At 65.5% G+C, this 20,693-nt stretch carries 16 protein-coding genes; 9 read left to right on the forward strand and 7 right to left on the reverse strand.

Annotation, left to right across the window (positions count from 1 at the left end):
* Window positions 1-266 precede the first annotated feature (266 nt).
* Entirely contained in the window at window positions 267-485 is a 219-nt protein-coding gene (locus QE370_RS16605; RefSeq protein WP_309635028.1) for a hypothetical protein, read from the reverse strand.
* A gap of 144 nt (window positions 486-629) precedes the next feature.
* Entirely contained in the window at window positions 630-2,033 is a 1,404-nt protein-coding gene (locus QE370_RS16610) for a SpaA isopeptide-forming pilin-related protein (RefSeq protein WP_309635029.1), read from the reverse strand.
* A gap of 355 nt (window positions 2,034-2,388) precedes the next feature.
* Between QE370_RS16610 and QE370_RS16615 the strand changes: the two genes are divergently transcribed.
* Window positions 2,389-2,808, forward strand: coding sequence for a hypothetical protein (locus QE370_RS16615; RefSeq protein ID WP_309635030.1), 420 nt, complete (start codon window positions 2,389-2,391; stop codon window positions 2,806-2,808).
* 381 nt (window positions 2,809-3,189) lie between these two features.
* On the opposite strand, the gene QE370_RS16620 is transcribed toward QE370_RS16615, so the two are convergent.
* Entirely contained in the window at window positions 3,190-3,762 is a 573-nt protein-coding gene (locus QE370_RS16620; protein WP_309635031.1) for a hypothetical protein, read from the reverse strand.
* A gap of 552 nt (window positions 3,763-4,314) precedes the next feature.
* On the opposite strand from QE370_RS16620, the gene QE370_RS16625 reads away from it, so the two are divergent.
* Complete coding sequence (locus tag QE370_RS16625) at window positions 4,315-5,310, forward strand: IS481 family transposase (RefSeq protein ID WP_309632998.1); 996 nt, start codon at window positions 4,315-4,317, stop codon at window positions 5,308-5,310.
* 144 nt (window positions 5,311-5,454) lie between these two features.
* Here QE370_RS16625 and QE370_RS16630 read toward each other — a convergent pair whose 3' ends face one another.
* The gene (locus QE370_RS16630; RefSeq protein ID WP_309635032.1) at window positions 5,455-6,699 is read right to left on the reverse strand and encodes an MFS transporter; all 1,245 of its coding nucleotides are present in this window, start codon (window positions 6,697-6,699) and stop codon (window positions 5,455-5,457) included.
* 72 nt (window positions 6,700-6,771) lie between these two features.
* Here QE370_RS16630 and QE370_RS16635 point away from each other — a divergent pair, with 72 nt between their 5' ends.
* Window positions 6,772-7,641, forward strand: a complete 870-nt coding sequence (locus QE370_RS16635; protein ID WP_309635033.1) for a LysR family transcriptional regulator — start codon at window positions 6,772-6,774, stop codon at window positions 7,639-7,641.
* Window positions 7,642-7,748: 107 nt separating this feature from the next.
* Here QE370_RS16635 and QE370_RS16640 read toward each other — a convergent pair whose 3' ends face one another.
* Window positions 7,749-8,555 carry an isocitrate lyase/phosphoenolpyruvate mutase family protein gene (locus QE370_RS16640; RefSeq protein ID WP_309635034.1) on the reverse strand — a complete coding sequence of 269 codons (807 nt, stop codon included), beginning with the start codon at window positions 8,553-8,555 and terminating at the stop codon, window positions 7,749-7,751.
* Between the two features lie 284 nt (window positions 8,556-8,839).
* Here QE370_RS16640 and QE370_RS16645 point away from each other — a divergent pair, with 284 nt between their 5' ends.
* Both QE370_RS16645 and QE370_RS16650 read left to right on the forward strand, forming a co-directional pair.
* Window positions 8,840-9,469: a response regulator transcription factor gene (locus QE370_RS16645; RefSeq protein WP_309635035.1), complete on the forward strand. Its 630-nt coding sequence runs from the start codon at window positions 8,840-8,842 to the stop codon at window positions 9,467-9,469.
* Window positions 9,470-9,864: 395 nt separating this feature from the next.
* The gene (locus QE370_RS16650; protein WP_309635036.1) at window positions 9,865-10,416 is read left to right on the forward strand and encodes a hypothetical protein; all 552 of its coding nucleotides are present in this window, start codon (window positions 9,865-9,867) and stop codon (window positions 10,414-10,416) included.
* Window positions 10,417-10,447: 31 nt separating this feature from the next.
* Here QE370_RS16650 and QE370_RS16655 read toward each other — a convergent pair whose 3' ends face one another.
* Window positions 10,448-10,603 (reverse strand): DUF2188 domain-containing protein, encoded by a 156-nt coding sequence (locus tag QE370_RS16655; RefSeq protein WP_309635037.1) that lies wholly within the window; start codon window positions 10,601-10,603, stop codon window positions 10,448-10,450.
* Window positions 10,604-10,779: 176 nt separating this feature from the next.
* Between QE370_RS16655 and QE370_RS16660 the strand changes: the two genes are divergently transcribed.
* From QE370_RS16660 to QE370_RS16675, 4 genes are all read left to right on the forward strand, one after another.
* Window positions 10,780-11,427: a hypothetical protein gene (locus QE370_RS16660; RefSeq protein ID WP_309635038.1), complete on the forward strand. Its 648-nt coding sequence runs from the start codon at window positions 10,780-10,782 to the stop codon at window positions 11,425-11,427.
* 168 nt (window positions 11,428-11,595) lie between these two features.
* A complete protein-coding gene (locus QE370_RS16665) occupies window positions 11,596-15,480 on the forward strand; it encodes a hypothetical protein (RefSeq protein ID WP_309635039.1) in 3,885 nt (1,294 codons plus the stop codon).
* Window positions 15,450-15,944 (forward strand): hypothetical protein, encoded by a 495-nt coding sequence (locus QE370_RS16670; RefSeq protein WP_309635040.1) that lies wholly within the window; start codon window positions 15,450-15,452, stop codon window positions 15,942-15,944. The genes QE370_RS16665 and QE370_RS16670 overlap by 31 nt, the downstream gene beginning before the upstream one ends.
* A 448-nt stretch (window positions 15,945-16,392) precedes the next feature.
* Window positions 16,393-16,770 carry a hypothetical protein gene (locus QE370_RS16675; RefSeq protein WP_309635041.1) on the forward strand — a complete coding sequence of 126 codons (378 nt, stop codon included), beginning with the start codon at window positions 16,393-16,395 and terminating at the stop codon, window positions 16,768-16,770.
* A gap of 61 nt (window positions 16,771-16,831) precedes the next feature.
* Here the strand turns inward: QE370_RS16675 and QE370_RS16680 are convergent, their stop codons facing one another.
* Window positions 16,832-20,572: a hypothetical protein gene (locus QE370_RS16680; RefSeq protein WP_309635042.1), complete on the reverse strand. Its 3,741-nt coding sequence runs from the start codon at window positions 20,570-20,572 to the stop codon at window positions 16,832-16,834.
* Window positions 20,573-20,693 lie beyond the last annotated feature (121 nt).

The raw sequence follows: 20,693 nt of genomic DNA on the forward strand, positions 1-20,693 counted from the left end.
AGCGGATGTGCGACCGCGAGGACGCCGCCTCAGGTAGACCTCCCACCAACCAGGACCGCGGCGACACCGCTGACGATGAACAACGGAGACAGGCGAACGACAGCACCGGCGACGTCCCACGGCTGCTGAGTCGCTATCCCGCCTTCGCAGGCGCCGATAAGCCAACCTCACACCATGCCAGCCTGAGCCGTCGACCTCCCGACGCGCCGAAGGTCGACGGCTCGTCGCTCCCCTGCGGTTTGTGGCGCGGCAGATCCTGGGTGTGCTCAGTCGCGGTCCTCGGGGAGTGGTCGTCGGTAGATGATGCCCAACACGGCGCCCAGGGTGTTGAGGCTCATCAGGTACCCGAAGAGCTTCCAGTTGAGGGCGTTGTCGGTGACGAGGGCGAGCACGCCGATGAAGATGAGGGCGAGGATCGCGACGATCACCCATTGGATGACGTAGAGACGAACTACCTGGGAGGATGTGCGCGGGGTGGACGTCATGGTGTCTTCCTTTCCAGAGTCCTTGAAACGGGCGGCATGACAGCCGGCGGTTGCGGGTCAGTCAAACGACTGCGGGCATGGTTGTCAGAACCGGGCGATGTCCCTCGTCGCCGTGGACGAGGGACATCGCCCGGCGCCCGTGCGTCAGGCGCGGCGCCGGCGCAGTGCCAGTGCCGACCCCAAGGCGATGGCGAGGACGCCGGTCGCCAGGAGGGCGAGCTGGGGACCGCCCGCGTCCGGAAGCGGGCCGCCGCCGCGTCCAGGCCTCGTCACGCCGGTGCCGGTCCCGGGGTCGGGGGTGCCGCCGCCGTCGGGCACGGTCGGCGTCGGGGTGGGCGTGGGTGTCGCAGCCTTGACGTTGACCAGCTCGCCGGCGTCGCCGGTCGGGTCCGCCGCGGACAGGGTGGCGGTGAGTTGACGGTCCGAGCGGACGTAGCCGTCCGGAGCCTGCGCCTCCACGACCGTGTAGGTGCCCTCGGCCAGTCCGGTGAGTGAGAAGTGGCCCGGCCTCGTGTCGCGGTCGCCAGCTCCGTCGTCAGCGACCGTGGTGCTGAAGTTGTTCGGCCCGGTGACCGTGAACGTGGCGCCGGCGAGGGCCTCGCCGTCCTCGTCGACCTTGGTCCACGCGAGCGTGCCCTGGTCGCCGGTGCCGCCGCCACCCTGACGGACGTAGCGGATCCGGTCGGTCGAGGTGCTGTCCCGCGTGCCGAAGGTGTTGACGATGACGTCCCCGGAGGCGACGGAGTCGTCGACCGCGGCCTCGTAGATGTAGCGGTAGGCGATCGTGCCGTCGGTCACGGCGTTCGGGATGGTGACGGTGAATCGGTGGTTCGCGGCATCGTCCGACAGCGTCCAGGTGCTGGAGTCGGTCAGCGTCCAGTTCTGGGAGCTGTCGGACTGGTAGACCTTGAAGGTGGAGGCGACGATCGACGTGCGGGGGTCGTACGTGTCGGTGACAGTGGTGCCGTCGTCGAGACGGCTGCCGCGGATGGCGGCGTCGTACAGGATGTTGCCGTTGTCGCGCAGCGTGGAGGTTTTGACGGCGGCGTCGGCCCAGCCGCTCTGACGAGGGGTGATCTCCGTGTCGGTGTGGATGATGCGGCCCGCGCCGGTGGTCCAGTCGAGCCCCGAGCCGTTCGTGGGCTGGGCGCCGACGAGGGGCACCGTCAGCTCACCCTGGACGTTGGACGCGGTCGCGACGTAGTCGGTGAAGGTGCAGGTGGCGCGGGTCTGCTCGATCACGCAGTTCGCGATGACCGAGCCGTCCGGAGCACGCAGCTGCTGGGTGCCGGCGATGCCGGTCACCTGGGACGGGATGCCCACGGTGAACGTGTCGCTCGGCTGGGTCCCAGCAGGAGCCTGCCAGGTGATGCGGGCCTCGAGCCCGTCACCGACGACCGCAGATGCCGGCGTGACCGAGATGCCGGTGACGGCGTCGCGGTCCGCGGCATTGGCACTGCTGGTACTGGCTGCGACGAGACCGGCGGCAAGGACGGCCGCGAGCGCGAGGAACGCGGCGACCGGCCGTCGCCAAAATGTGGTGTCCATGATCCCCCTTGTGGGTGCGATGCCTCGGTCGAGTCGCCGCGGCGCCGGTCAGGAGTCTAGGAAGGCGTTCGCATCACGCGGAAGTGGTACGAATGTTCATTCTCATGTGAGTTCGGCCTCATCGAGCGGTATCGAGGGCTGGACGGTCGCGCCCTCCGTGGAAGCAGCCGACGCCTCTCGTCACGCATGGGGGCGTTACCGTCGGTCGGGATGTTGCGACGGGCGCTGTTCTCGGGCCGTTCGTCGACTGCGTGCCCGCGATACGATCTCAGAGCTGTTGACGCAGCCGCGTGTTCTGACCGAGCACGAAAGGGGCTGCTTGCGGAGCGCTGACCTGGAGCGCTAGCGTGCCGGCATGAATCGTACGACCTTCCAAGATTTCAAGTCGCTCGCCCTGCTCGCCGCGATCGGGCTCGCGCTCCTGACCGGGTGCGGCGGATCAGACGACGACGGCTCGTCCGCGGACGCGTCGGCCTCTCCGAGTGCTTCCGCCGCTCTCCCGAGCCTCGACCCGTCGAACCCGTGCCCGGCCCTCGTCGGCGAAGACGGGCTGGTGGATCGCGCGCTCGCCGGGGCGGACCTTTCGCACGACGAGCGCCAGTCCCTCGGGGAGGCGTTGTTCCCGGTGGTGTCCTCCGGTCCGAAGAACCTGCAGGACCCGGTCGGACAGCTCGTCGACTACCTCGACGACCCCGAGGCCTATCAGCCTCTTGACGGCGGTTCGGACGATGAGGTCACCGCAGCGGCGAAGGCCATCCGGTCCGCCTGCTCCTGAGCGAGGCGCCGGGTGGAGGGTCCACTCAGACTCTGTCGACGTTCGCTCGCCGGGCCGGGGTCCAGGCTCCACGCTGGGTCGCCCTTCGGGCCCAGCCTGCGCCGACGACAGCAGCCACGGCCTGTGCGATGCCTGTCGCGACGAACACGGTCCCAGCTCCGACCCAGCCGATCACGGCTCTTCCCAGCAGCAGGCCGACGGACGTCCCTCCGGAGTGCATCACCGTTTCGGCGGTGAACTGTTGGCCCCCGACGCGTCGAGAGGGCAGACGAGCGCGGCGTGTACCGCCAGCTCAAGCTCGCCCTTGACCGGCTCGCCACCGCCGCCCACGAGCGCCAGGCGGCCGAGGTCGCCGCGGTGTCGAGCGCGTCGGCCTGACCGTCAGCCGACGTCGAGGTCGAGCAGGACGCGGGCGGTCGACGTCAGCGCCCCGCCGGCCTCGCCACGCCCTACCGCGGTGAGGTAGCCGCGTCGTCGGGCCTCGGCGACCCGGTTCGTCCAGGTCCCGGCGCTGCCGCCGTGCCGCTCCGCCATGCGCTTGGCCGGTGCCCGCTCGCCCTGCTCGACGAGCCGTGTGTACTCGAGCGCCAGAGCTGCCATCGCGAGGTCGTCGCGGCCGAGCCGGCCCGACCGCTCCTCCAGCAGCCGACCCACGGTGGTCCGCGGCTCGCTGCCCGGGTCGACACTGCGGGTCGCGAGCCGTCGGGCCTCGGAGACGACCGCCCCGAGCGGCAGGTCGCGCACGTCGGCGCCCTGGAACGACCGGTCTCCCGCGCCGCGCCGGACGACGAGCTCGCGCATCGCCCACTGTCGGTGATTCCCCTCGCGGTGCAGCCGCACCCCCACCGACCACTCCTCCGCCACCCGCATCGCCACGAGACGCTCACCGTCGTCCGTGACACCCACCGCGTGGTCGCGCGTGACCTCGTCCAGCAGCGCACCGAGCTCGTCCATCGGGACCCCTCCAACGGATTGCGTGGTAGTGCGTCCACACTACCACTGGCCGGAAGGTCTGGGCGACAGCAATCTCGCCGCAGAGAGTGGTCGGCACCGTGTCGTCGCTCGGTGCGGAGACAGCGAAACTCCTGTCGTGATCGAGCGCCGAGCCCGGCAGGAAGGCTGCACGGGCTCGGCGCGAGAGGGACTAGCTGGACGGGGTCCAACCGTTGCAGCCACACCAGGGGTTTTCAGTTGGTGTGTTCACAGCCAGCAAGTTTCCTCTCATCATTAGCAGAGCACGTCGTGGGTCGTCATCCATGTGCGGCCGGTCCGTCTCAGTGAAAGTCGCCTCGGGTTACGCAATCTTGCTGCATCGGCTCAGTCGGATGAGGAGTTCGGGCGGGGGGATGAAGCCGGACCAGAGGATGTGGAGCGCCGTGACGGGCTCGTGGATCCCCGCTAGGTGTGATGTCCAGGGACGTTGTTGTCGACCTGGGTGAAGGGTGAAGGCCTCCTGTGGTGAGAGTGGAGCTGTCTAGGAACCGCTTCACGCACCAGGAGGCCTTCGTGTCCCACGCTAACGCTGCTCTGACCCCACGCGCCCGGTTGAGGCTCGCGAAACTGATCGTCGAGGACGACTGGCCCGTGACTGCGGCGGCGAAGATGTTCATGGTCTCTGTCCCGACCGCCCGCAAGTGGGCGAGCAGGTTCCGCACGGAAGGGCCTGCCGGGATGGTCGACCGCTCGAGCCGGCCGCGCTCGTGCCCACATCGCACGTCCGAGGCGGTGAAGCGCCAGATCGTCGCTCTGCGGTGGCGTCAGCGTCTCGGGCCGGTGCAGATCGGCGGGCAGCTCGGTCTGGCACCGTCGACCGTCCACGCTGTTCTGGTGCGTTGTCGGCTCAACCGGCTGCGTCACATCGACCGGGTCACCGGTGAACCGATCCGCCGCTACGAACACCCACATCCAGGATCGATGATCCACGTCGACGTCACCAAGTTCGCGAACATCCCCGACGGCGGAGGCCACCGCTTCGTCGGGCGACAGCAAGGGCGGGTCAACGCCATCGCCACCGCGACCAGAACCGGTGAGCGGAGCCCGACCTACCGCCCGGTCATCGGCACCGCGTTCGTGCACACCGTCATCGATGACTACTCCCGCCTGGCCTACGCCGAGATCCACGCCGACGAGAAAGCCGCCACCGCGATCGGAGTCCTGCAACGGGCCGTGGCCTGGTTCGCCGACCACGGCGTCACCGTCGAACGCGTCTTGTCCGACAACGGCAGCTGCTACCGCGCCCACGCCTGGACCCAGGCCTGCACCGACCTCGCGATCACCCCCAAACGGACCCGGCCCTACCGACCCCAGACCAACGGCAAGATCGAACGCTTCCACCGCACCCTCGCCGACGGCTGGGCCTACGCCCGGCACTACTCCAGCGAGACCGAACGCCGCTCAGCCCTCCCGCACTGGATCCACTCCTACAATCACCACCGGACCCACTCCGCCATCGGCGGCCCGCCCATCAGCAGGATCAACAACCTGCCTGGACATCACAGCTAGCCGGGGCGGGCCTTCCGCGCGACGAGCGCCAGTGCCTCCAGGACATGTTGTTCACGCCTGCTCCTGACGAAGGACGTACAGGCCGATGGGCTGTGCACCGAGTTGATCTCGCGGGCGCGCTCTGGGTCGGGATTGTGCTGACGCTCAGACTCTGTCGACGTCCGCTCGCCTGGCCAGGGTCGAGGTTGGGCGCTGGGTCGCCCTGCGGGCCCAACCGGCGCCGACGACGGCAGCCAGTACTTGGGCGATGCCCGCTGCGACGAGCACGGTCTCAGCTCCGACCCAGCCGATCACGGCTCCTCCCAGTAGCAGGCCGACGGACGTTCCTCCGGAGTGGAGCACCGTCTCGGCGGTGAACGCCGCTCGTCGGTCAGCCCCGTGGGTTCGGGAGCTGATGGCGGCGTTGAGCGCGGCGATCCCCCACGGCGTGGCGGCGCCCCCGACGGCCGCCGCGCAGGCGACGCCGACCAGGCTCGGAGCTGCCAGCGGGAGGAGCACGAAGGCGCCGCCGAGGGTGAGCCACGCGCTCGACATGGCGAGTGTCTGCGGCACGCGCTGAATGGCGAACGGGACGACGAGCGAGGCGAGCACCGAGGCGAGTCCGTACCCGCTCATCCCGGCCGCCAGCAGCTGCCCGGGGCGGCCGCGCTCCGTGCCCAGGACGGTCAGTCCCAGGCTGAAGCCGAACCAGCATGCGCCGGCGACGCCCGCCATGGCCACCCCGGCGGCGATGTCTGGGTGCCTGCGCAGCACGGCCACCGCGGACACGCCTCGCACGGCCGCGGGGACGATCCGGTCCTGCGCCGGGGTGGGGACGCCGGGCACGGCGAGAAGTGCCACCGTGGCCACCCCGACGACGACCGTCTCGCACCACAGCAGCGGCGCAGCACCCCACACGGTGACGGCCCAGGCCGCGGCAGGCGGGGCGAAGACCATCGACACACGGTGGGCGAGGTCCTGCCAGGCCAGCCACCTGGCGGGTCCTGTCCTTCCACCTCGGCGGACGTGCTCGTCGGCGAGATCGGAGACCAGCGACCGCTCCGCCGGCCCCAGCAGCGCGGCTGCCGCCCCTGTGACGAGCCCGGATGCACCGAGAACCGTCGCTCCGAGGTGGCCCGAGCTCGTCGCCGCAGGCACCAGTGCTATGCCGACAGCGTTCAGGGCCATCACGACCGCCAGAGCCCTGCCCGTCGTCAGACGGTCGCGCACGCGGCGGCCCCACCATGCGACGGTCAGCAGCGGCAGGCCGGCCGCTCCACCGACGAGGCCCATCGTCCAGGGCTCGCCGGTCTCCTGGAGCGCCACGAGAGGGAGCGCGACAGCCGTCAGGCGAGTCCCGATCCAAGTGACGAAGGTGGTCGCGGTCAGGAGGAGCAGTGAGGGGCGCACGACTCCACCCTGAGGCGCGGTGCGCGCGTCGGGTAGGAGTGGAGTCGTCACCTTGACTCATACACTGTGGGCATGACGTCCCGCCTTCGAACCGATGACCTGGTCCTCGCCGAGGCGGTCGCCAGGCACGGATCGGTGGGGGCTGCGGCGAAGGAGCTGCTGACCACCCAACCGTCGGCGTCGCGCCGCCTGGCAGCACTCGAGCGTCGTCTCGGGACTCGGCTGTTCGAGCGCGACACGACGGGCGCTCGCCCCACACCGGCCGGACGTGAGCTGGCACGGCACGCCGCGCGACTCCTGGCCGAGCTCGAGATGCTCCCCGCCCACGTCCAGGCGGCCACCGAGACACGCACCCTCAGCCTCGGGACGATCCAGTCGCTCGCACCCATCGTCTTCACGTCTGCGCAGGTCGAGCTCCCCGACATCGCGATCCACGGGGAGGTCGACCACGGCCCCGTGCTCGTGGGCCAGGTGCATCAAGGCCTGCTCGATGCCGCCATCATCACGATCGCGGGCCAGACCGTCCTCCCCCACGGACTCCGCACCATCGCGCTCGGCAGCTCCTCGCACGTGCTCGTCCTGCCACACCTGACACCCGGCCAAGGCAAGGACGGTAGAGACCTGGCAGGTCGAGAGGTGCTCCACCACTCGATCGACCTCGCAGGCCATCGGCTGCACGAAGCGCTCTCCGCGCTGGGAGCCCACGCACAGCACGGTTTGACGCTCGAGGCGACACTGCGGGTCGCGCGACATCGTCGAGTCCCGGCCGTGGTCCCCGAGCTGGCCGCCCGGTGGTGGAACGACCCGCACGACACTCTCCTGCCCTCGCCGGTCGCGAGCAGCACCGGCCTGCAGCTCGTGACCCGGCGACCACCCCACGCCCTCCTCGAACGAGCAGTTCCTGGTCTACGCGACCGCATCCTGGGCGCACCGCGCCCCTAGGTGCAGAGCGAGTCGTCCAACGGGCAGAGGCTGGAGTGCAGCGACGCCCCAGCGTCTGCGGGCTCGCATCGGGGAGGCTCGCTGTGCGGCGGGAGGGTCGCCGCACGCTAGAACATCGAGTTCAGCTCGCCGTAGTCGAGTGCGAGCGCCAGAGACTCGTAGGTGCCAGCGGCGAAGAGCTCCGTGGCTGCTTGTCGGGCCACGGCGTAGGCGGCTTGGGCCATGCTCGAGCCGACGCTCACGCGTGCCACTCCGAGTCCTGCCAGCTCCGCGACGCTCAGACTGCCGGGGCCGGCCATCACGTTGAGCGGGCCCTCCACAGCCTCCGCGAGCGCCGCGATCGTCTCGCGGTCGGCGAGTCGGGGGACGAAGATGCCGTCCGCTCCAGCGTCGAGGTAGCGGTCCGCCCGATCGATCGTCTCGGCAAGGAGGTTCTCAGGAGCGACCAGACCCCGGAGATAGACGTCGGTCCGCGCATTGATGAACAACGGCACACCCGCCCGGAGAGCGGAGCGTCGGGCGGCGCGGATGCGGTCCGCGAGCTCGGTCGGCGGGAGGGCGCCGTCCTCGATGTTGATCCCGACGGCGCCGGCGTCGAGCACGGCGTCGACCGTCCTCTCCACACCGTGTGCGTCGGCTGCGTATCCCGCCTCGATGTCCACGGTGACCGGCACCGAGACCGCGGTCGCGATCCGAGCGATCGTGGCGATCGCGTCTGCACGCTCCAAGGCGTTGCCGTCTGGACGGCCGAGCGCCCAGGCGACGCCCGCGCTGGTCGTCGCGACAGCCGATGCGCCGGCGTTCTCGACGAGTCGAGCGCTGGCGACGTCCCAGACGTTGGCGAGCAGAAGTGGTCGGTCCGGGTCGGTGTGGAGGGCGTGGAAGGTTGCGGCCTGCTTCATCGTGGTGTTCATGCCGCCAGTCAAGCCGCACGGGCGGGCTGGTTCTGGCGAGTTTCGGACCAGACGGGCACCCGGTCCCGAGGTGGTCTCAACCGGGCCACGGCGAGGGCCGCAGGCGCGTTCACCCCGGATGTTGGACACGGAGTGGTTCATGAGGTTGCGGTTTTCAGCGTAGCGCGTCCGTAGACTCGTCTCGTGGAACAGGCGGAATCCGACGACGGGACGCCGATCGGATTCGAGTTGATCGGCGCCAACGCCCGCACGGATGACCCCGTGCTTGTCCTCCCCGGAGGACCATGCCGGGATCCCGCCTATCTTGGCGATCTCGCTGGACTCACGGACGACCGAACGCTTGCAATCGTTCACTCAGCATCGAAGGCGAACACGGCGGGAAGCTCCTCGACGCCCTCGATCGCGGGGTCGAGGTCGATGTCGCGCTGCTGGACCTGCGCATGCCGGTCATGGACGGACTCCGCACCCTGGCTGAGCTGCCACGCCGCGCGATGCGACCCGCCGTGCTGGTCGTGACGACCTTCAACCGAGACGAGCTGGTACTCGACGCCATCGCCGCAGGAGCCGACGGCTACCTCCTGAAACGAGGCCGCCGCGTCGACCTCCTCTCGGCTGTGAGGACGGTGGCCGCAGGCGGTTCGGTCCTGGCGCCCGACGTCGTCCCCGCGGTCGTTCGCCGCGTCCGTCGAGACCCGGCAACGACCACCGAAGACATCTCACGACTCGGACTCACGCCGCGCGAGCGTGACGTGCTCACTCTCGTGGGGCGCGGTCTCAGCAACCACGAAGTCGCAGACCACCTCACCCTGTCCCCACACACCGTGAAGACCCACGTCACCAACCTCTTGGCGAAGACGCAGAACAGAGACCGCGTGCAGCTGGCGCTTCTGGCCGTTCGCGCCGGTTTGGTTTGAATGCCGAGGTCCTCACCGCACACCAGAACGGCGACGAGCGCCTTCCCATGGACATCGACGACGCCGGAAAATCACCCCATGTGTGGTGGCCGCCGGCCCAGGGAGTGACCCTGGCCAGTCCCCCAGTCGCCTCAACGCGCAGTTTGCGAATCCTGGGCAGACGGGGCTCCGACCCGCGGCCTGCGGTCCGCGGACGTACGGGGCTCGCCGTCGGGTTCTGGGACGGGCTCTCAAGCCTTCCGAGCAATAATGGGGTGAGTCTGCTTTGCGGTCTTTCAGAGAGCGGGTTCTTCGCATGGACCCGCTGGGGCTCTACACCAGCAGGGCCTACGCGGGCTTACCCGATGTCATGATGTGGTCCGACCTGCAGTGTGTACTTGAGGACATGATCACCTATGGCCCGTCTTGACCGCTCGATCGCGGCGCTCCTGGTCGTCGGCGGAATCGTTTCTCTGACGGGATGCGGTCAGGCCCGCCGCCACGACATCCCTCACGACGCGCCCTCGGGCGGTCAGACTCTCAGCGAGATGCGTGCAGCCGTTTCGGACATCCCCGGTCTCTCCATCGACGTCGGAGGAGGCGAAGGGCCCAACGTGAAGGGCAACACGGGTTACGACATCGCGGTGACCGTCTCACCTGGATACCGGATCATGGACGGCTCGGCCCTGGTCACCTTCCTGACCGAGTCCGCGTGGTCGGTTCGCGAGGGGTACATGCCCAACGCGCAGATCTCGATCACCGTGAAGGACGACGCCGGGTCGGGCTTCGACGCCGCCGCCGCGGCTGCTGCCGGGGGATGGATCGAGCCAAGGGCCCCCGTGCCTGACTCGCACGGGTTCACTGTCGTCAACGTCAACGTCCGTGACGGCTCGCCTGCGCGGCAGCGACTGGGCGACTGGCCCGGCGATGTCCCCGCTGTTCCCACCGACGTGACCGCGGCGAAGTGACACTTCGCGACACCGGCGCGGAGGGTTCGTGTCAGCCTCGCCTGCTGCGTGGGTCGCGCGATCGGGGATAGGTGTTGCGGTCTCCGATGGTGCCGTCTTTCTTCTTGACCATGTGCTCCACGCCGCGGTCGCCGGCCATTTCGCGGCCGGTTGCCTGGCCCTTCTCGATCACTCCGTAGACCAGCATCCGGGACTGCCCCTTCGGAGCGCGACGAACGCCGACGTGTCGCTCTGAACCAGATCCGACGGCTCGAGACCGAACGCGAGAAGCTTCTCCAGGCGCACTACGCGGATGCCATCAGCGTTGATCTCCTCAAGAGCGAGCAGCAACGCATCGCGGGCTCACTGGCCCACGCTGAATCGGTGCTGGCTGAAGCCACCCAGTCCCGTGCCCAGGTCGACGAGCAACTCGACAACATCCTTGCGCTCCTCGGCCGTGCTCAGCAGCACTACCTCGCAGCCGATCCCGTGGTGCGCAAGAGTCTGAACCAAGCCGTGTTCACAGCACTGTTCATCGAAGACGACGATGTCGCCGGGGTCGACCTTGCCTCACCCTTCCAGCGCGTCCTCGACCACCGCCTAGCTGCCACGCTCGAGCACGAGGTGCGGAACGCAAACCGGAAGGGCCACGGCGTCAGGGCGACACCTTCCGCGCCAGTCCGTTCGAGACGCGAACGTCCGAAGGCCCTCCTGGCCTGGGAACGAAAGAACCCCCGACCTTCACAGGTCGAGGGTTCTCACGAACTTCTTCTGGTAGTCCTGAGTCGAGCCAATCTCAACTTCCAGAGCGCCATTGGGGGCCCTAGGTCCGTCATGCCGGGATGCTCAGAGATCAGACAGCGCAGCCAACTCACGCCGGCACTACGAGATCAAGTTGCTGCCTTCTACACGCACAACGAGGTGAGTGCACTCAAGACGGCCGAGCACTTTGGGATCGGCAAGAGCACTGTGCTCAAGATCCACAAGTCTTCCGGGACGGATGTGCGACCGCGAGGACGCCGCCTCACGTGAAGCGAGATCACTAACCCGGAAGGTGGGATGCACATACATCGCTCGCCCCGCAGGAGCGAGCGCACACCTTTAGCAGCACAGGCTGAGGAGCAGCCACCAAGCCCTACTTGGGATGGTCCAACCGGACTACTCGATTTCTGGCCCCGAAGCACCGTCGGCGCAGACTCGATGGGATACCTTGCGCACAACTTCAATTTTCCTGAACGAAGGAGAAGCATGCGCGCGGTCACAGCTTTGCTGACTGGAGCCCTGTTGGTGCTCACCATCGGCATCCAAGCTGCGCCCAGTGCGCAGGCGGTCGGAGAGGGAAATGGCGGCGTCTATGTTCCGATGACGCCGTTCCGTGCCGGGTCGGCCACCATCGGGGCGGGCGCAGTCGCGAACTACCAGATCACCGGTGATGGGCGGGTTCCGGCCGGCTCGTCTGCTGTGGTGGTCGACATCGCTGTTACTGATGTGACGTCTACCGGCTCGTCGCACCTCACGGCCTACCCGACTGGTACGACGCGTCCCGCGGTGAGCACCATGCAGTACACCCAGGCGACGGCGCCACGCTCGAACACAGCGATCGTTCCCATCGGTGACGGTGGACGAATCACCGTCTACAACAGGCTCGGCTCCAGCGCAGTGCACGTCGACGTCCAGGGCTACTTCACCGCGTCATCGGATGAAGCATCCCCCGGCGGTTTCCAGGCAGTGCAGCCCTTCCGTGTGGCGCGCTCTGACACCGGACAGGGAATGACTCAAGGCATCATCCCGAAGAACGGGGTCCGCGACATCCAGGTGACCGGACTGGGGGACGTTCCCGAGTCGGCGAGCGCCGTGTTCGCCAACGTCGAAGTCAGTGGCGCGTCCGCTGCAGGCAACCTGTGGGTGGGCCCAGGAGGGCAGACTCGCGCCGGGCCTGCCGGGGTGAATTACGGCGGACCCGGGGTCTTCGACACCGGGCTTGCCATCCGACTCTCGAACGACGGCCGAATCCGAGTCACGAACAACAGCACGTCCGACATCCACATCAAGGTAGACGTGCAAGGGTTCTTCACAAAAGACCCGGACCACGGCGGCTCGTTCCACCCCCTCTCGCCTGCCTTGGTCTACGACACGACATGGACAGGGCAGACGGCACTGGCTGGCGGGGAAACGAGAGAAGTCATGCTGCGCGGCATGGGTGGAATCCCCGACGAGGAACAGGTCGGAGCCGTCCCTCTTATCGTGAATGTCAAGAACTGGTCCGCCTCGGGGACGGTTCGTCTGTGGAGCGCTGATGAGGCGAGTGTTCCCGCGACGGTCAATGTGTCGTTCTCCGGGACGGCTGGCAGCCCATCAGTCGGATCGACCTCGAGTGCCATCGTCGCGGTCTCCACTGCTGGAAAGATCAAGCTAAGGAACACGTCCTCGAACTCTGTCCATGTCTCACTCGTATCCAGCGGATGGTTCGACGCGGCACTCAAGAACACCGCCCCGTCAGTGCGGCTATCAGAGAAGGACGTCTCCCCGTCCACGGCCGTGGGATCGATCTACCGCACGTATGCCGACAACCCCGTGATTCAGCCTCTGGTAGTCGACGGGGACGGGGAGGACGTGCGCCTGCGAGTTCGGGTCCGATCTGGCTCAACGGTCGTTTCCGATTCTTGGTCGAGCTTCTCCCCGCAGGGACAACGCGTGAAGGTTCGCCTGAATGGCATCACGGGCACGGGAACTTACGACGTGGACATGTGGGCCCACGACGGGACCGCTGTGTCCGAGCCGCGGAGCCTTCGCCTTCGTCGCGGGACGCCGAGCGGTGTAGTCAACGCTTCGGTCAGGTCCGCGACCAGTTCCGCAGCGTTGGCCGGCATGGTCACTGATCAGCGGTTCCCTTCGGGCGTGAAGACCGCAGTGATCGTGCCGAATGTTGACGATCTCCTCTTGGAGGGTGCTGCGGTCGCCTCGAGCATCGATGCGGCGCTCGTTCCCGTCTCCGGCGCGGAAGCCCGTCTGCAGGAGCTGGGGGTCGAGCAGGTGTACTTCTACTCGACCGCAGACGGAATCGATCCGGGGACCCGAAGTAGCTTGCTGGCGGGACGAAACGAACTCGGCGCGGCTGTGGCGGACAACCCCTCCGTGAGGACGGCCGCTGCAGCGATTTGGGCGAGCACCGACAGGGCGATTCTGGTCAGCACTGGCGCTCCCGACGGTTTGCGGGGAGTCGCAGCCAGCGCCGCTGCAGCCAGCAAGATTCCGCTTCTCGTCATGAATGAAGCCTCCGAAGCCGTGCCCGCTCCCGACAACAGCGCGGTGCGCGAGCTGGTGGTTGACGGCCCGGTGAAGAAGATCGCAGCCGTTGGCGGGCTTTCTGGCCTCCAGTTCTTCGAGGGAGATGAGGTCGGCGAGGACGGCGAGGCGAAGGAAGGCGGCCCGACCAATCCGTCAGTAGACGTCAACGAGTTCGAGGGCGACGTCGACGAGATTTCAGCGGCCCTTGCCGAAGCTGTTGTGGCAGAGGGGCAGTCCGCGAGGCGGGTCGCGGTCGGGCGGACATCAGAACCGTTGGCGATTGCTCTGGCCGGGTTCAACGTCGCGGGCGAAGGTGTAGTCCTGACTGGTGCCCCCACTGCGGACTTGGAGTCGTTGAACAACTCTGCTGCGGTCGACTGGGTCAGACAGTTCAGCGGAGAGATCTCGTCACTGACAGCTCTAGGCGTCGCCATGCCAAGCAACTACGCCGCGTCGATCGGTCTTTTCGCGGAGCCGCGAGCTCACGCGAATGGCCTTCGTGTAGCCGACATCGAGGCCGTCGGTGACACCACCCGACTCAGTTTCGCCGGCATCGGAAACGCAACATCTCTGACTGCCTACGACATCGAAGGTGCCGAAGCGGCAACGAGCTCCTCGAGTGTCCTGACAGTGCCCGGCACCGAACCCGTTTCGCTTCGCGTTGTCGCGAAGAACGGCACCGCGACGACAGCAGATATCGAGGTTCGATACACCAGCCCCGTCGATGACGTCGAGGCCGGAACGCTGGTCTCAAGTGCCGGAAACTCCCACCACATCTCGTGGTACTCCAACAGCGAAGCCCCAAGGCTGGTCACGAGATACATGCTCGATCCGCTCTCGATCGACGAACCCGTCCTGACCGATACAGGCCACGTCGTCGGAGTCACCTGCGGCTCCAGCATCGCCGACGCGACGAGCGACCAGACGAAGCAGTACCGGTACGAGGTGACGACACTCGCCGCCGGCGGCGCGGGTTGTGAGACTTCCGGACAGAGCACTCCCGACGACGAGCCAACCACGGTAGGCACGGTCGAAGCACCGCCAATGGACTCTGGATCCTCCGCCTCCTTGATGGCGCAGAGCGCCGATACCTACAACGAAGGCGAAGGAGTTGCTGCCCGTCCATCGGTCTTCGATGCGCTCATCCGTACGACGAAAGACAGCGAGTCAGGGCTCATGCGCGCCGCCGCTCCGGGCGATGACTGGCTACCTTTCCTCATCCGTTACCAGGGGTTCATTCCGAGAAACAAGGTCACGGTGCCAGTGCCGACTGGGAGCGTGTTCCGCCCCTTGATGAAGTTGGGCGCAGACGGTAACGACCGGGTGCCGCACCCGAGATCGAATCGGTACAGGTTCCGTGTCGACACGCGATTCTCATTCGGCGCGAACCACGGAGTCTCCACGGCGCGTAGCTTCGGCCGCTCGCACCGTTATCACTGCAGACCATGGGGTTCTTCGTGCAAGCTCGCGAAGACTGGTCTTGCTCCTCAGAGCGATATCGACATCCAGGGCGTCGAGACAACGCGGACGAGTGGAAAACTGCGCATCAGCATGAACTCTCCGGTCCCTGTACTGCCACGCTTCCTCACTCCCGGCATCGACGCGGAGCTTGTCTACACCCTGCGGGCGGGATCCTCGTCGATTCGCGGGTTCCACGACCGCATGCCGTCCCATGAGATCTGGGGAGGCCCGGTTCCCGGGCAGTTCTTCCCCATCCACTACACGCGCATGAAGAGCGTCCGGTGTCTCTTTCCAGGCGTCCCAAGATGCACAGCGATCGTCTCAGCGCGATTGTGATGAACATGAATGGCACCTTGAGCACGCGAGCGAGAAGGCTGGTGGGGATCGCCGTCGGGGGGACGGCTTTCTCTTTCGTCGGCTTCACGCTTCTCGGCCTGGTACGCCTTGTCTCAGGCGAGCGAGACTTCACCATCATCGACGTGCCCCTGACCGGTCTCGCGGGCGCAGTGCTCGGACTCCATCTGTCTCTCCTCCTTGGCGTCGTCCTCCTCGTGCGGCGGGGTCAGGTCTCAAGATGGGCTGCCGGGCTTTCTGCGTTCGCGATCGTCCAGGTGTTCGTCATTAGTCTGCTAGCAATAATCTGGCCGGTGGAAGATGGTTCGCTCATCGAGGACGTCATCACTGGTGCGTATCTTGGTTTCATTCCGGCCGCCTGTGTCGGTCTTGGCGCGGCATGGTTGCCGAGATCTCACTACCAGGAAGTAGTGAGCCGCAGCTCACAGCGCAGTGACGAAATGTAGTCCGCGTTGCCATGAACGACGCTCTCGCAACGCAGCGGCAGCCTGAAACGCCGGCCTTCACGATCGCCTCGCGAATCGGACGCTACTGGCGGTGGAGACACGAACGGGGAGGGCCACGGCGCCATTGCACAATCCCCGCCGACAGAGCGTTCGAGACACGAACGCCCGAAGGGCTACGAGTTTAGGAACGACAGAATCCCCGACCTGTCACAGGTCGGGGATTCTGCCGGACTTCTCCGTGGTAGTGCTGAGCAGAGTAAATCTCAACACCCCTCGACAGAGGCGGAAGCCTTCCGCTGCAGTGCCTGATTGCCGGGTTCAGACCAAGCGGCGAATCACCCAAAGCCTGCGAGGCGAGATCGTGGCCTACTACAAACGCGGCAACGTCAGCGCCCTTCAGACAGCAGAAGCGCACGGCTCGGCAAATCCACCGTGCTGATGATCCTTCGTGAAGCCGGAGCTGAGGTACGACCCCACGGCCGGCGCCTCACCTGAGTCACTCAGCGTCAGCGATTGCTCGCGAGAGCACGATGCCGGTGATCCTGGAGACGAGTCGGTGCGGCTGGTTCGGCTCTTGCTGGCAACCGTGGTCGGGACGTTATTGCGTGAGTCGTCCGGCGGTCCAACGCTCGGGTCGACGGACCCGAACGCGGTGGCGCGGCGGCAGCGCGAATTGGAGGCGTCAGGCCTCCCGGCACTCGTTCGAGCCGCGAGCGAGTTGTCGTTCTACGACCAGGATGCGGACTACGTGTACGCGATGGAAGCGTTGATTGAACTGGTGGTCGCCCGATCGCGTGCATGGCACCCGCGCCCACTGACCAGTTAGGGAAACTCGACCCGAGCGCTCTTCACCAGTGAGGCTCGACTCCCTCGCGGCCGCTTCATTCTCAACCGCGACGCTTGCTCACTCGATAGTCGTTGCTGAGCAATTCCTTGCTGTACTTGCTGACGATGCCTTCACGCCTCAACCGCTCAAGCAGTGCCCTAATGCCAGGGACGATCGGTACCTTCGGACGGTCTCTGCCGTGGGTGGTGAGTTTTGCGTACTCGCCGCCAAGCAAGTTCAGCGTGCGGCGGATAATTTCAATGTCGCCGTCATCGGCGTGTGCCCCGAGGAGTTTCACGAATGCCGCAGCGTCGGGCGCCCCTGCCTTCGAAGCAAGTAGTTCGATCGCGTCGAGAGCGAGGCCGCGATCCACCCTTGCAGCCCACTTCGCGAACGCGGCGGACCCACGTTGACCGAATGAGGGGCCGAAGGTGTCGAAGTTGTCAGCAATCGTCACCCGCAGTACCTCTGGGCTTCCCGTCCACATCATGATGTACAGCTCCTGAGCGCTGAACGTTCTTTCCAGCATGTACGACGGGAAGTTCTTCGAGCTGATTATCACCCGCTGTTTCAGGTTGTTGTCCTCGCCGCCGGCCACCGCTTCGTAAGCCGCCTCATCGTCAGTGATCAGGCCCAACTGCAGCAGTTCAGGGATCAAGTTCTGGCCCGCTCCAGTCAACGAAGCAGGGGCGATCGACCCGTTATCCAGCCCCAGGCTCTCCGCCAGTGCTACTCGCAACTCAGACGCGAGCTCCGAAGAGTTCAGGAGTTCAAGCGCGAGTTTGAGGCGCTCAGCGTGTTCACCGTCAGGGTCGATCTCCTTGCGACCCTCGAGCAGTACCTTCATCGCTGCATCGAGCCCGCACTCGTCCAGGTAGGCGGCAACATTCGATGCTGAAGGCGTGACACGCTGCGCACTCGCCAAGGCTGGCCAATGCTCTGCACTCAACTCGCTCAAGTCGGCAACCACGCAAGTGTCGTTCGCACGTTGGGCGATGCCTTCGACCAATGAACTGTCCTTCGCACCCACGGCCTCAAGCACGGCAACGAACTTGGATGGCTCCGTCACTGTCGCTGCGGCCGGCTCCTCGTCCAAGCGATCGATGTAGTCCGGCAGCCTGTTCATGACCAGCTCGTAGACCGGACGGTGCGTGGGCAGCTTCAACACGTCGAGACTGATCGGGTTGCCATCGCCGACCACGGCCTGGAGGTTACGCCGATTGAGCGCGATCGCGGATTGTGCAATGAGCTCCGTGCGAAGCGGGGTCGCGATTTCGTCGATCGCCGCGACGCGAATGCCAAGCTTGCTGACCGCGGCAGCCACAGACTTCGCCTTCGATAGAGGCAGCTGAGACGTTGACAGTTTGAGTTTCCCAAGCAGCGAATTGATGATCTCGCGGTGAGCATCAGACAGATCGTAAGCGCGACTTTCGTTGGCTCCTAACAACGCAGCATCGAGTAAGTCCAGGTCAACTGATTCAGCGTCATCTTCGAGCAGGTGCTCAAACACTCCGTCCCAGGAGCGGCTGAGCTCAGTGACAAACTTCAGCCTAAAAGCACCAGCTGCCTCATACGCGTCGATGAACCGCAGGGCGTCCTCGCCACCGCTCGCTAACCGACGAATCGGCTCGGTGAGGAGGGCCGGGTTGCTGCTGAACAGGTAGTCGAAGATTTCCTTGTTGTAGATACTCTTGCCCTTGAGCAGACGAGTTCCCTCGGAGTCGAGCACCGCCCTAATGTCGTCGGTGTCGACCGCATTGTCGGATCCGAAGTGATAGTCAATGTCCATCTCATTGCGTTGGACAGCTTTCAGGATGAAGTTGATGGCGGAGGCACTGCTGTCGCCCGGGAACTGAGTTACGTAGAGCGTGAAGTTTTCGTCGAGATAGCCGGCTCGCAAGAGACCAAGGACCACTTCGGCGTCCTGGAACACTCCCGACGCGTGAGCCTCCAACGTCTGCTTCTTCTCTCGATAGGTGAAGTCGAGCTCAGAAGCATTGAGCGCGTAGCGAAGTGAGGCATGGGCATATGTCAGCTGCTTCGCTGTTGCGTCCGCAATCTCCTCCTTTAACTCGGAGCGATCGCGTTCCGCCCAGTCGGCGCTGTCGAGCGACTCGCCGATGAGGGTCTCGACCTTGGCGAACGAGAGCGTCGCGCTGACGGCCTGCGGCTGAAAGTGATTCGTGTCGTAGTTGATCGACAATGGCTCTTCGGCGTTCAAGAAAGTTCGCCAGAAATCAACGCCCAACAGGTCGTCCCACCCAAACGGGGTGCCGTCTGCTTGGATCTGGATCCGCGACTGCGAGTAGTCCGGCTGCACACGGGCGGCGAGAACTGCCTGCAGCCGCTCCCCCAAACGCTTGCTTCGTCGCGTCACGGAGTCGAGGCGTCGCAGTTCGGCGCGCTTCAAGACTTCTCTCGTTCGTTCGACCGACGCCCTATGGGCGACCCAGGCGCGGTAGGCCTTGTAAACGTCGTCGAGCAGACTGTCGCCAGTTCGAAGGCGTTCGTAGTCGCTCAGGTACAGGTTCTTGTAGACGATCGATGCAAAGAGCTTGTCGGGTTTCAGGCCCTCGAGCCCGTCGTCGCGAAGGATGCGCGTTCGGAACATGTCGTACTCATTGCAGATGTTTTTGATGAGCCGCATGTCGGTGATGTAGCTGCCGACAAGATCCACGACCTCTTGGCTCGGACGATGCTTGTCGGGTATCGATCGAAGTTCGTCCCGCATCAAGTTGCGTGAGGTGCGGTGCGAGATGAACGGCACCATCGGAATCACCAGGTCGAAGAACTTCGTGCGATTTGTGGTGATGAGACGGCGCTCTTCCGCCTTCGATACCTCGTGCAACTTTGCTGGCTCAGTCTTCACCTCATCGGACTCATCTTCGACGCCGTCGGGCTCAGGCAGTTCGTTATCGAGTTGCTCGAAGATGCTGTCCCGGATGGCGTAGACGAAACGGATGGGGTCGTCGCCGGTTTGAGCCGCATTGTTGAGCAACAGATTGAGCTCGCGAAGCGTCTCGAAGATCTGTGGGTTCTTGAATCGATCGAGATCCTCGAACACCACGATCGTCGTCTGAGAGGTCTGGAAGAAGTACACAATCTCGTCGAGATACTCGTCGAAGTAGGAAGACGTCGATTCGGACAACTTCAGCTTTGCTGGCCCAGCACCTGCTCCCAACTCGGTGATGCGAAGACGCTGCTGGAGGAGGCGCTGAGTCGCGGTTGCCAACCACGTAACCGCGAAGTAGAGCGGAACGAAGCTTGCCCACTGGAGCGCAGTCGAAAGATGATCGAGCGTCTTCCCGTCGAGCCAGGCCCAGGCTGAGTCAGGAAGGATGGACGCGACTCGCGAAGGAAATGAGAGCAAGAGTCCCAGCACGATCGCTGCCACGCCAACTCTGCGACTGTTGCTGCGCGCCCTAGCTTCATCAAACGTATCGAGGCGGTTGTACCGTGACGCCGGCATCTGCGCCGGGGGTCGGCGGTAGAGAAGTTGCTTGACGATCTCCTTCTGAATGAGGTTCGTCGTGTTGAAGACTTGCTCGCCATCCTTCGGCAGGCGACCGTTCCCGATGCCTAGGCTCGGCAGCGACAAGTTCGTGACTTCATGACCGCTTGTCCGCAGTCGCCTTGTAATCTCTGTGAGAACGCTGCTCTTACCACTCCCGTAGTGACCAGTGAGAGCGATGTTGAGCGGAGCTTCGTCACCCGATTTCTCAAGTTCGCCAACGAGGACCTGGACGTATCCTTCGTGCTCATCCTTTTCAAACTTGGGACTGAGGCTTCGCAGCTGAGCCACGTCAGACGTCCCCGGCAGAGCTGGAGGGGTCGCCTCGCTGACCTTTGCAGGGATTCCACCAGCAGGCGCAAGACTAGTAGCGATTCTTGTTGAACCGGATCGAATCATTCTGCGGAGCCAA

Origin of the sequence: Aeromicrobium sp. SORGH_AS_0981, from assembly GCF_031453195.1 — a bacterium.
Taxonomy (GTDB): domain Bacteria; phylum Actinomycetota; class Actinomycetes; order Propionibacteriales; family Nocardioidaceae; genus Aeromicrobium.

Coding starts and splice junctions, on each gene's coding strand:
- QE370_RS16605 (WP_309635028.1), bottom strand. CDS start 485: ATGACGTCCACCCCGCGCACATCCTCCCAGGTAGTTCGTCTCTACGTC.
- QE370_RS16615 (WP_309635030.1), top strand. CDS start 2,389: ATGAATCGTACGACCTTCCAAGATTTCAAGTCGCTCGCCCTGCTCGCC.
- QE370_RS16665 (WP_309635039.1), top strand. CDS start 11,596: ATGGGATACCTTGCGCACAACTTCAATTTTCCTGAACGAAGGAGAAGC.
- QE370_RS16655 (WP_309635037.1), bottom strand. CDS start 10,603: ATGCTGGTCTACGGAGTGATCGAGAAGGGCCAGGCAACCGGCCGCGAA.
- QE370_RS16650 (WP_309635036.1), top strand. CDS start 9,865: ATGGCCCGTCTTGACCGCTCGATCGCGGCGCTCCTGGTCGTCGGCGGA.
- QE370_RS16670 (WP_309635040.1), top strand. CDS start 15,450: ATGCACAGCGATCGTCTCAGCGCGATTGTGATGAACATGAATGGCACC.
- QE370_RS16640 (WP_309635034.1), bottom strand. CDS start 8,555: ATGAACACCACGATGAAGCAGGCCGCAACCTTCCACGCCCTCCACACC.
- QE370_RS16610 (WP_309635029.1), bottom strand. CDS start 2,033: ATGGACACCACATTTTGGCGACGGCCGGTCGCCGCGTTCCTCGCGCTC.
- QE370_RS16645 (WP_309635035.1), top strand. CDS start 8,840: ATGCCGGGATCCCGCCTATCTTGGCGATCTCGCTGGACTCACGGACGA.
- QE370_RS16620 (WP_309635031.1), bottom strand. CDS start 3,762: ATGGACGAGCTCGGTGCGCTGCTGGACGAGGTCACGCGCGACCACGCG.
- QE370_RS16635 (WP_309635033.1), top strand. CDS start 6,772: ATGACGTCCCGCCTTCGAACCGATGACCTGGTCCTCGCCGAGGCGGTC.